Origin of the sequence: Christensenella intestinihominis (assembly GCF_001678845.1) — a bacterium.
Classification (GTDB): Bacteria; Bacillota; Clostridia; order Christensenellales; family Christensenellaceae; genus Christensenella; species Christensenella intestinihominis.
Map to the genome: position 1 here is coordinate 76613 of NZ_MAIQ01000004.1, position 11473 is coordinate 88085.

Consider the following 11473-nt stretch of genomic DNA (forward strand, 5'->3'; position numbering starts at 1 on the left):
GCCACTTTTTCGCTATAATAGCAATATATCCGGTTTTGTTTTTGAAATTACTCTTAGTCCTGTGCGGGAATTATTATGAATCGAGACGACAAACAGATGCAATCTGGCGAGGGCGCTTCTTCGGCCCATGTCCCTGAAAATTTTAAATACGATCAGGAATACCTGTACGATGCGTTGGTCCAGAGCACCGACGATTATATTTATGTCTGCAATATGGATACAGGCGTTTTCCGTTATCCAAAAGCAATGGTGGAGGAATTTGACCTGCCGGGGGAAATTGTTCCGGATGCGGCACGCGTCTGGGGCGCAAACGTTCACGAACACGACAAAAAGGCGTTCCTTGAATCCAACCAGGAAATCCTTGACGGTGTGACCGATTGCCATTTTGTGGAATACCGCGCAAAAAACCGTGACGGGGATTGGGTGTGGCTGCGGTGCCGCGGCCATCTCGAACGGGATGAAAACGGCAGGCCCCGTATTTTTGCAGGAATTATTTCAAACCTTGGGAAAAAGAATAAGGTGGACCACCTTACGGGCCTATTCAATAAGTTTGAATTTGAAAACGAAGTCGTCCGCTTGTTGGAAAACGATGGGAATCCATTTACCCTCCTGGTATTTGGGATCGACGATTTCCGGCACATTAACGACCTGTACGGCCGTCCGTTCGGGGATGAAATAATTCGCGTTGTCGCCCAGAAAATCCAATCCCTGCTGCCGTTCGATACCGCCCTTTACCGGCTGGACGGGGATGAATTCGGCGCAATCCTTCGCGGCGCGGACACGGCGGATATCGAAAAATGCTATCAAAAGGTACAGGCCGCGCTGAACCACCAGCAAATTTACGACGACAAAAAATATTTTTGTACCGTTTCCGCCGGATGTATATCCGCGCCGGAGGACGGAACTACCTATTCCGATTTGATGAAGCATGCGGGCTGCGCGCTCGAATATTCAAAACGCGGCGGGAAAAACAGGCTGGTGTTTTTTGACAAGGAAATGTTGGTTGCGCGGGAACGGGACCTTGCGCTGACGGAATGGCTGCGCGCAAGCGTGGAAAACGGATTTTCCGGCTTTTCCCTCCGCTTCCAGCCGCAGGTGGACGCCGCGGGCAGGCAGCTTACGGGCGCGGAGGTTCTTACGCGGTGGTCCTGCGCGGCATATGGCGACGTACCGCCGCTGGAATTCATTCCCCTCCTCGAAGAAAGCGGGCTGATCCTTCCCGTTGGGCGGTGGATTTTCGAGCAGAGCGTACGGACGTGCGCAAAATGGCTGAAAAAGAAAAAGGATTTTATACTGAGCATCAATTTATCCTGGCTGCAGCTCGAGGAGCCCGGCTTTATTGCATTTATGCAGGACTGTATGCGGGAAAACGGGGTTGCGCCGAAGCATATTGCCGTGGAACTTACGGAGAGTTATATCGCCTCCAACATCGGTTCCCTTCAGGACCGTTTCTCCCAAATGCGCGAGCTGGGGCTTAAGATTGCCATGGATGATTTCGGGACGGGATATTCCTCCCTCGGAATCCTTAAGCAGTCTCCCGCGGATATCGTAAAAATTTCCCGGATGTTCGTGCAGGGAATCAAGGAGCGTTCCTTTGACGCCACCTTCATCCGTTTTGTTGTGGAACTGTGCCACAACGTCGGAATCCGCGTTTGCCTCGAAGGCGTGGAAACCGAGGAGGAGTACGGCATTGTCGAAAGCATGAACCTCGATTTGATCCAGGGCTTCCTGTTTGGCAGGCCTGTTTCCGAAGATGAATTCGAGCGGGAATTTTTAAGGCCGTAAATCTATTCAAAATATGAATTGGATTCAGGCGCGTATAATGGTTCAGCGCGAGACCAAATTTGGTCTCGCGCTTTTTTTTGACTGATTCACGGAATTCAAAAGCGAAGTGCAATAATGGAATTTTACCATTTCCTTCGTGGTCGAGGCTTGCATCGCGCAGCCCGCCGCGCGGTTTGTGATGCTGAGGCTGCACCGGGCCGGGGGCGAAACGGCAGGCAATTGATTCCATTCCCCGTTCCCTGCTTCGGTTGACAGCCGGGCTTGGAATTGATAAGATTATCAGGTGGCGAATGCCGCGGTAACAAAACAAAAACGGGGTTTTGAAATGATCATAACGGACGACCAAAAACAAAGAATACAGGAAGCCGAACAGAAGCTTAATGAAGCGACCGCGTCGCTCGACCTTCCGGCGCTCAAAGAGGAGCTTGCGGGGCTGACTGCGCAGATGGAGGCGCCGGACTTCTGGAACGACGTGGAGACGGCAAATAAAATCACAAAGCAGGAAAAGCCTTTGAAGGCTAAAATCACTTTATGTGAAAAGCTCAATTCTTCCCTCGAGGACCTTAAGGTCCTTGTGGAAATGGTGGACGAGGAACAGGATGAGGAGCTTCTCGCCGAGCTTAACACCGAGCTTGCGGACTTTGAAAAGGATATCACCGATTTCCATCTGCAAACGCTCCTTTCCGGCACCTACGACGCAAACAACGCCATTATCTCGCTCCATGCGGGTGCGGGCGGTACGGAGGCGCAGGACTGGGCCCAGATGCTGATGCGTATGTATACGCGCTGGGCGGAACGCCACGGGTATGACGTGAAGGTCCTCGACTACCTCGACGGCGACGACGCGGGCATCAAAAGCGTAACCATGCGCATTGAGGGCGATAACGCGTACGGTTACCTGCGCAATGAAAAGGGCGTGCACCGCCTGGTGCGTATTTCCCCCTTTGATTCCAACGCGCGGCGGCACACTTCGTTTGCTTCCCTCGACGTCATGCCGGAGATCGACGACGCGGACAACGATATCGAAGTTGCGCCGGACGATATCCGGGTGGACACCTACCGCTCGTCGGGCGCGGGCGGCCAGCATGTCAATAAGACGTCCTCCGCAATCCGCATTACGCATTTCCCGACCGGGATTGTCGTGCAATGCCAGAACGAACGTTCCCAGCTGCAAAACAGGGAAACCGCGATGCGCATGCTGAAATCCAAGCTTGCCGAGAAACGCGAGGAAGAACGTATGGCGCAGCTTGCGGAAATCAAGGGCGACCAGAAAAAGATCGAGTGGGGCAGCCAAATACGTTCGTACGTATTCTGCCCGTATACCATGGTGAAGGATCACCGTACCAACGTGGAAACGGGCAATATCAACGCCGTGATGGACGGCGATATCGACGATTTCATCAAGGCCTGCCTGATTCAGGGATTCTAAAAAACGGTTTAAACAGCGCGCCTTTGGCGCGCTGTTTTTTGTTCCCTTGCTTGCCGTTGGTAAAATTCACAATTTGTTCATAAACAGACGTACTTGTTTCGTATCCCTGGAATTTTTATAATAGTGACATTGAAAATTTTTAGAATGGATATGAAGAAGCGTTGCTCACCGGGAAAAAGAAAAAAGTTTGGAGTTTAATTGGCAAGAATACCGCGTCCTTTGCTTTTTGTATGGGCTGCATCATACTGATGAGCACCCTGTTCGGGCAGGAAAACGTGCTGCCCAGCGTGGCGGTGGTGGTGGGTCTGATGTCCTTTCCGCTGATGGACGTGAAAACGGACCATCTCCAGTTTTCAGCCGCCATTTTTTTGCTGTTCCCCCTGATTGGCTTAACGTCCATGCTTTCCCTTGTGAATGTGTGGCTCAGCATTGTATGTACGTTTGGCACGGTGCTCCTTATTATGGTGCTTACCATCGAGCCGCGGGACTTAAAGCCGTTTATGACCTTTATGCTTTGCTTCGTCTTCTCGCAGGGCAGCCCCGTTGCGCCTGGCGGATTCGGCATGCGCATGGCAACGCTTACCCTGGGCGGCCTCGCGGTGGCGCTGGTAACATATTTCACATGGCGGCATAAATACAAGGACAGCGAGCAGCACAGCCTGCGCACGCAGGTTCACCTTTCCGCACGGCACCGGAGCTTTATCCTGAGAATGGCGCTGGGGCTTACGCTCGCCGGTATCCTCGGGTTTGCGCTGCACCTGAAAAAACCGATGTGGATCAGCATCGTGGTGCTGTCCCTGACGCAAATTGATATCAAAGAAACGCACCAGCGCATTAAATACCGTGTGATTGCGACAATTGCGGGCGTGTTCCTGTTCCTGCTGTTCTGCCAGTATTTAATCCCGCAGGAATATATTTTCTATTTCATCATCTTCCTCGGATATCTCAGCACGTGGGTGAAGGAATATAAATACACGCAGGTCATCAATGCAATCAATGCCTTAAACGCAAATCTTGTACTGTTTGACACCAATACGGCCATTGGAAACCGATTCCTGCTGCTTGGCATCGGGATCGCCATTGTCCTCGGGATGTACCTTTTGGACCGCGTTTGCCGTCATTTTATCGGGAAGCGGGAAAAACGGAAGGAATGGGAAGACGCCCCCTCCGGGCCGCCTGTCCTGGAAATGCCGCCGGAAATATAAAAAAGGCCTTCCGGCCTTTTTATTCCGTGAACTCAATGATTTTATCCTTGAACACGACCCCGTCCAGATGGTCAAGCTCGTGGCACAGGCATTTTGCAAGCAAGCCGCTTCCTTCCACGGTGACCTCTTTTCCATTTTCGTCGAGCGCCCGCACCACTACATGCTCCGGCCGCTTCACCTTGCCCCACACGTCCGGAAAGCTGAGGCAGCCTTCCTCCACGACCTGCTCGCCCTCCTGGAGCACAAATTCCGGGTTTACCAGCTTTATAAGGCCTTCTCCAACGTCGATCACAACAAGGCGCTTTAAGATGCCCACCTGGCACGCGGCGAGCCCACCGCCTTCCGCATGGTACATCGTTTCCGCCATATCGTCGAGAATGGTGCGGATACGGTCTGTGATTTCCTTTACTTCCCTGCTTTTTTTGCGCAATATTTCGTCGTCAAATGTTCTGATTTCCCTTAACGCCATCTCTTTCACCTCCGGCATATTATACCATATTTCCAGATAAAAGAAACCCCGCGGAAGACTGGTTCCGCGGGGCGTAATAGCAGACGGCTTATTTTTCAATCGGAAAATAGATTTCGGTGACGAGCTGTTCCTCAGGCACCTCGCACGGATCGTTCAGATACTTTTCGTATGGCTGCGCCGTGATGCGGTAGCCTTTTTCTTCAATCCATTTCACGATTGCCGCGTACGCCTCCGACAAACCGCCATAGGCTCCGAGGTGCACGCCCATCACGCACGGCCCGCCGGGCAGGGTGCGCGTCAGGTTGTTTTTTGCCGCCATGACCGCGCCGATTTCTACGTCCGTACTTTCCGGATCAAACTCACTGCTGTGATAGAGGGCGATAATCCCTCCCGTACATTGCAGGTTGTTGTCCCCAAGCTTCTTCATTACCCTGCCGAACAGCTTGTCAAAGTCCTTAATGGCAATTGTCGCGCGTTCACTTACAATCTCGAGCGGTTGTGTTTCTACAATTTTGATCTCTGTTTTCGTCTGGTTCATAATATCGATTCCTTTCCTGAGCAGTTCCATATCTTCCCGCATTTTTTCGAGAAGCCTGCGCTGATGTTTGAGTTCATTCCTCTGCTGTTCATACTTCACCGCAAAGCGCGCAAGGGTCATATGCGTATCCGCATGGAGCAGCTCTGCCGTCTCCTCAAGCGTAAATCCGTAGTCTTTGCACCGCAGGATAAAAAGCATGTCGCGGAACTGTGACGCTTCATAATACCGGTATCCTGTCCCGTCGCTCGTATGCGCGGGCGTGAGCAGGCCGATCCGGTCGTAGTGCCGCAGTGTTTTGGTCGTAACCATGCACAGCCTTGAAAATTCCCCTATTGTAAACATCAGCTATTCTCCTGTTTTTTTTGTAAGAATCGATTCTTTATTCTTAGTATATGGGTTGCCCCGGGGGCAAGGTCAAGCACTATTTTAAAACTTTTTATAATAGTAATTTGAAAATACGATCCACAGCACGAGATGGACGGCCAAAAGGCCCGCCGCCAGCAGCACAACCGCCTGCGCCGCCCCCATAAGCGCGAGAATGAGCACGAATACGCACAGCACATAGGTCATGACCTTAGCGACCATATGCCCGGCTTTTTCCCGGATACGCACGTTGCGTTCGTCGTTTACCTCGATCTGCTTTTGGTCGTTGATTTTTTCCTGCTCCTCCGGCGAAAGCTTTGCGAGGTACACCATATTTGAAAGCCCCACCGCCAGGAACGCCGCCCCGAAGCCAATGCACGCGCCGAACTGCGCCCATGCCCCGTCCTTTGGAAAAACGAACAGGCCTGCCGCAAACAACACGGCGCCAACCGCCGCCTGGACAATATATGCGGTCTTTCTATTTTTCATCTTCATCCTCCCCGTAAATAAACAATTCCTCTATTTTCATTCCAAAATACCGCGCTATTTTAAATGCAAGCGTTATGGAGGGATTATACCGTCCGTTCTCGAGCGAGCTGACCGTCTGCCGCGATACCCGGAGCGCGGCGGCGAGTTCTTCCTGCCGTATCCCTCTTTGTTTCCTGATCTCTTCCAACCGGTTTTTCAATCCTGGTTCCCTCCCGCAATGGAAAGTTTGCTTTACATTATGGTATACCATCCGCGCCACTATGTCAAGTTTGCTTTACGTTGTTCGCAAAAAACAAGGGCGATAAACGCCCTTGCTTTTGCTGATAAAATTTTTTCCCTTATTTTCCGAGCCCTGCCAGCATTCGCCGCGCCTGTCCGTAGTCCACATCGCGGACGTAAAGATGGTGCATTTCGCCCGGCCTTCCCGTATGGTCGCAATAAACAATGCTGTAATCACACGGGATACGGCTGCCCGCAAGCAGCCTCCTTGCCCTGGAAAATGTTTCGGCAGAAGGCGTACCCAGTACCTCCCGCCGGCTTAATGGGATCATGCTGCAATCCTCCTCCTTGATCTTAGGTGCTGCGGATTCGGCGCTCCGCAGCGTACTTCGGCCCATCCGGAACCGTGTATTGCCATTGTAGAACCCGGCATTTCTATTTTCAAGAGGTCGGCGGCAATTTTTATACAATTTTAACACCGCCGGGTTATTCCATTACCTTCCGTATCAGGTGGGCGGCTTTTTCGTACTCATATTTATGCACATAAATATAGTAGGTATTGAGTTCTTCCACATGTTCCCCGGTGCGCATGGCCGCGGCGCCCCTGTCGCCGAGTCCCCGGCCCCCGGACCAGCCCGTCGATCTCACATTGAAATCATAGGGTATGCCGTTTTCCCTGAGCAGGTTTTTAATTTGCGAAAACTTCTTCTGGGAACTTCCCATCCACAGTTCCCGGCGGTTCCATGGCATCATTGTTTCTTTCCCCCTGGCAGCCCGTTGTATTTGCGTATATTACCATAGCATTTCCACGGCTGGAATTCAAGGGCGCTTTGCAAACTTTCCCACAAAAAAGCCACCCGCCGGAAGGCGGGTGGCCGTATGCCTTATTATACGTTTTTACCGCAGCAATTTTTATATTTTTTTCCGCTTCCGCATGGGCACGGCTCGTTGCGGCCCACCTTCTTTTCCACGTGCACGGGCATCTGTGCCTCGCCCGCGTTTGCGTTGGTGTTCATCCTTTGCCTTGCGGGGGCATTTGACGCAATCGGATTCCCATCCGCGTCCACGTTGGCATGCACGTTCTTTACCTCACGCTGCTCCACCTTGCTTTCCACCTTGATGTGGAAGAGCATATAGACGGTTTCCTCGCGGATTGCATCCACCATGGCGTCGAACATATCGAAGCCCTCGATGCGGTATTCGTTGATCGGGTCCCGCTGGCCAAGCGCCCGGAGGCCGATGCCGCGGCGGAACTGGTCCATCGCGTCGATATGGTCCATCCACTTGGAGTCCACCACGCGCAGCAGCACCATGCGTTCCACATCGCGCATGCTGAAGCCCGCGCCCGACATTTCCTCTTCCTTCGTGGCATAGAAGGACATGACCGCGTCCGTGATCTCCTGCTTAAGCTGTTTTTCCTCCGCCTGTTCGCGCTGCTCATCCGTATAGGGTACGAGCTTGATGCCAAAAATGCGCTCGATATACGCATAGAGGTCATCCCAGTCCCATTCCTCCGGGTATTTTCCTTTCGGGCAGTAAACCGCCATCGCCTGCTCGATCAGCGAGGTAATCATGGACTGGATATTATCCGAAATATCGTCGCCCATCAGCACCTGCTTGCGCTGGCCGTAGATCACTTCACGCTGTTTGTTCATCACGTCGTCGTAATCAAGGACGTGTTTCCTGAGGTTGAAGTTATTGCTCTCGATGCGCTTCTGGGCGTTTTCGATTTGCTTGGTCATCATTCCGAACTCAAGCGGAATATCGTCGTCCCCGCCGGAGAGCCGGTCCATCACACCCTTCACACGGTCTCCGCCGAAAAGGCGCATGAGGTCGTCTTCCAGGGCAATATAGAATTTGGACGAGCCCGGGTCGCCCTGGCGTCCGCTTCGGCCGCGAAGCTGGTTATCGATCCGGCGGGATTCGTGCCGCTCCGTACCGATGATGGCAAGGCCCCCGAGGGCCACCACTTCGTCGTGCTCCGCATCCGTAACCTTTTTGTGCTTTTCCACGAGCTCCGCATATTTTTTGCGGGCCGCAAGGATTTCCGGGTCTTTCGTAGAGGCGTGGCTGACCGCGTTCTCGATCATTTCGTCGTCCATGCCGTCCGCGCGCATTTCGTTGCGCGCAAGGTAATCCGCATTGCCGCCGAGGATGATATCCGTACCACGGCCCGCCATATTGGTGGCGATGGTAACGGCGTTCTTTTTACCTGCCTGCGCGATGATCTGCGCCTCGCGCAGGTGGTTTTTCGCGTTCAGCACCTCGTGCTTTACGCCCCGCTTTACAAGCAGCGAGGATAAATACTCACTGTCCGAAACGGACACCGTGCCCACAAGGATCGGGCGGCCCGTTTCGTGTACCTGCACGATTTCCTCGACAACTGCGTCGAACTTGCCTTTCTTGGAGCCGTAAATCACGTCGTTCTGGTCCTTGCGCACCATGGGGCGGTGCGTGGGGATTTCCACGACCTGCAAATTGTAAATGCTCTGGAACTCCGCCTCCTCCGTTTTCGCCGTACCCGTCATGCCCGAGAGCTTGTGGTACATACGGAAGAAATTCTGGAAGGTGATGGTCGCGAGCGTCTTGGATTCGCGCTCCACCTTTACGCCTTCCTTGGCTTCAATTGCCTGGTGCAGCCCGTCGGAATAACGGCGGCCGATCATCAGGCGGCCTGTGAACTCGTCTACGATGACGACTTCCTTATCCTCCGTGACCACATATTCCCGGTCTCGTACAAACAAGCGGTGCGCCTTCAGCGCCTGGTTGATATGGTGCACGATCTCCGTGTTTTCAATGTCGGTCAGGTTATCAAGCTTAAAGAACTGCTCCGCCTTTTTCACGCCCTCTTCCGTCAGGTTGATAGCCTTCATTTTTTCATCGACTTCGTAGTCGTCTTCCTCTTTTAAACGGCTCACAAACTTATCCGCCTGCTGGTAAAGGTCCGTGCCCTTATCGCCCTGGCCGGAAATAATCAGCGGGGTGCGCGCCTCGTCGATGAGGATACTGTCCACCTCGTCGACAATCGCAAAGTTCAGTTCGCGCTGTACAAGGTCGCTTTTCCGCACGACCATATTGTCCCTCAGGTAATCGAACCCAAGCTCGTTGTTTGTGGAGTATACGATATCGCACGCGTAAGCCTTCTGCTTCTGCGCCTTATCCATCTCCCGCGTGACAAGGCCCACCGTATAGCCGAGATAGCGGAACACCTTGCCCATCCATTCGCTGTCGCGCTTGGCGAGGTATTCGTTCACCGTTACGATGTGCACGCCCTTACCCGAAACGGCGTTTAAGACCGCGGGCAGGGTCGCCACCAGCGTTTTACCTTCACCGGTCTTCATCTCGGCAATGTTGCCCTGGTGAAGGACAATGCCGCCCAGGACCTGTTCATAGAAGTGCTTCATTCCCAGCACGCGCAGGCTGGCCTCCCGCACCTGTGCAAACACCTCGGGCAGCAGGTCGTCGAGCGACTCCCCGTCCTGGTGGCGTTTCTTATATTCCTCCGTTTTGGCGACAAGCGCTTCATCGCTCATCCCTTCAAATTCCGAAGAAAGCGCCTCCACCTTATCTGCAAGCTTCCTCACTGGCCGGAGCGCCGAATTCCCAAATAATCCCATGTTATTTAAAACCTTCTCCCTTTCCTGATAACGCACCCGCAGGTGCTCCGGGCGGAGGCTGCGCCCCCTTCCCGGCGATCCCCTGCCGGGGTTTTTCCACTGCGCGTATAACGGCGCCTGAAAAACGGATTTATGCCTCGCGGCATCCCTCGGTCAGCGGTTCTTCACAAATATATCCAATCCTTTCTAATTTTATCAAAGTCAATGATGGAAGTAAACAAATACGCCCAAATTCCGCGAATTGTTCATAAATTATTGTTATTTCGGGTGTCCCGCATTATAATCAAAGGCAAGCGGAAAAGGATTCGCGCCTGTGGTTGAAAGCCGATGCCAGTCGCAGGCAAAACGGTCCACGTAAGCAATGACGTTCTATTGATAATAGGGCTCGCCCGGGCGGATGGGAATTTCGGCCGCCCGGGCGGTTGTGAGCATAGTGCGGCTAGACGTAAGCCCGCCCGCCCAACAATAGGGCGAGAGAAGTAAGAGTGGCATAACGGCTGCGGGGCTTCCAGGCGGCGAATGTGGGGGAAAAGACCAGGTCAGGCGAATCCTTGGCCGCCCATTTTTTATTCCCGTGAAGGAAAACACAGTCTCTTTGGCGAATTATTAATTAGGATATTTTATCCTTCAGGCACGGGGTTTCCCATTGCCGCAAGCACCTCTTTGCCGACCCCGGCTGCGCGGTGGCAAGCAGAACCAAAGGCCGTTGTTTCAGGCGGCCCGTAAGGGTGTATCTGTAAGTAACGGGCAAACCCGTACCACATTACATATCACGGAAGGGGCGAACTAAATGAACATCAATATTTCGGGGAAAAACATCACTGTTTCGAGTTATCTGCGCCGCGTTGTTGAAAAAAAGGCGGGAAAGCTGGAACGCTATTTCAAGCCCAATACCGAAATGCAGGTAACGCTCTCGATTGAAAAATCACGGCATATCGCTGAGATCACCGTAGTCGCGGAAGGCGTTGTGCTGCGGGCGGAGGAAGCGACAGGCGACCTGTACTCTTCCATCGACGTTGCCCTCAAGAAGCTGGAGCGGCAGATGCGCAAGCACCGTACCAAGCTTGAAAAACGGCTGCACGAGGAAGCGTTTGCGGAAGAAACCGTATACGACTATTATGACGAGAACTTTGACGAGGACGCGCCGCAGATCGTGCGCAACAAAAAATTCGCGCTGCGACCAATGGCGGAAGAAGACGCCGCCATCCAGCTCGAGCTGCTGGGGCATAATTTCTATGTGTTCCGCAACGCGCATAACAATGAGGTGAACGTCATCTATAAACGGGCCGACGGGAATTACGGCCTGATCGAGCCGGAATAAGCGCATAAAAAAGGCCGCCCCCGGCGGCTCCGCACATA

Annotated in this window: 11 protein-coding genes; 4 read left to right on the forward strand and 7 right to left on the reverse strand. The window is 53.1% G+C overall.

Translation table 11 applies throughout. The annotated features are described in order from the left end of the window. Positions 1–75: 75 nt before the first annotated feature. The 3 genes from BBD38_RS06835 to BBD38_RS06845 all read left to right on the forward strand — a co-directional run bounded on the left by BBD38_RS06835 (position 76) and on the right by BBD38_RS06845 (position 4419). On the forward strand, positions 76–1785 hold the full coding sequence (locus BBD38_RS06835; RefSeq protein ID WP_082989540.1) for a bifunctional diguanylate cyclase/phosphodiesterase: 1710 nt from the start codon (positions 76–78) through the stop codon (positions 1783–1785). Between the two features lie 325 nt (positions 1786–2110). Then, positions 2111–3214 carry a peptide chain release factor 2 gene (gene prfB, locus BBD38_RS06840; protein ID WP_172807783.1) on the forward strand — a complete coding sequence of 368 codons (1104 nt, stop codon included), beginning with the start codon at positions 2111–2113 and terminating at the stop codon, positions 3212–3214. Between the two features lie 230 nt (positions 3215–3444). After that, positions 3445–4419: an FUSC family protein gene (locus tag BBD38_RS06845; RefSeq protein WP_172807784.1), complete on the forward strand. Its 975-nt coding sequence runs from the start codon at positions 3445–3447 to the stop codon at positions 4417–4419. Between the two features lie 19 nt (positions 4420–4438). On the opposite strand, the gene def is transcribed toward BBD38_RS06845, so the two are convergent. The 7 genes from def to secA form a co-directional block, all read right to left on the reverse strand. After that, positions 4439–4888 carry a peptide deformylase gene (def, locus tag BBD38_RS06850; protein WP_066686490.1) on the reverse strand — a complete coding sequence of 150 codons (450 nt, stop codon included), beginning with the start codon at positions 4886–4888 and terminating at the stop codon, positions 4439–4441. A gap of 88 nt (positions 4889–4976) precedes the next feature. Further along, positions 4977–5768, reverse strand: coding sequence for a MerR family transcriptional regulator (locus BBD38_RS06855; RefSeq protein ID WP_066686102.1), 792 nt, complete (start codon positions 5766–5768; stop codon positions 4977–4979). Positions 5769–5852: 84 nt separating this feature from the next. After that, complete coding sequence (locus tag BBD38_RS06860) at positions 5853–6278, reverse strand: hypothetical protein (protein WP_082989541.1); 426 nt, start codon at positions 6276–6278, stop codon at positions 5853–5855. Beyond that, positions 6268–6477, reverse strand: coding sequence for a helix-turn-helix transcriptional regulator (locus tag BBD38_RS06865; protein ID WP_066686106.1), 210 nt, complete (start codon positions 6475–6477; stop codon positions 6268–6270). Before BBD38_RS06865 ends, BBD38_RS06860 begins: the two co-directional genes overlap by 11 nt. A gap of 139 nt (positions 6478–6616) precedes the next feature. Beyond that, entirely contained in the window at positions 6617–6829 is a 213-nt protein-coding gene (locus BBD38_RS06870; protein WP_066686108.1) for a hypothetical protein, read from the reverse strand. Between the two features lie 154 nt (positions 6830–6983). Further along, positions 6984–7250 (reverse strand): hypothetical protein, encoded by a 267-nt coding sequence (locus tag BBD38_RS06875; RefSeq protein ID WP_066686110.1) that lies wholly within the window; start codon positions 7248–7250, stop codon positions 6984–6986. Positions 7251–7384: 134 nt separating this feature from the next. Beyond that, positions 7385–10114: a preprotein translocase subunit SecA gene (gene secA / locus BBD38_RS06880; RefSeq protein WP_066686491.1), complete on the reverse strand. Its 2730-nt coding sequence runs from the start codon at positions 10112–10114 to the stop codon at positions 7385–7387. 790 nt (positions 10115–10904) lie between these two features. Here secA and hpf point away from each other — a divergent pair. Beyond that, on the forward strand, positions 10905–11435 hold the full coding sequence (hpf, locus tag BBD38_RS06885; RefSeq protein ID WP_066686112.1) for a ribosome hibernation-promoting factor, HPF/YfiA family: 531 nt from the start codon (positions 10905–10907) through the stop codon (positions 11433–11435). The last annotated feature ends 38 nt before the right edge of the window (positions 11436–11473 follow it).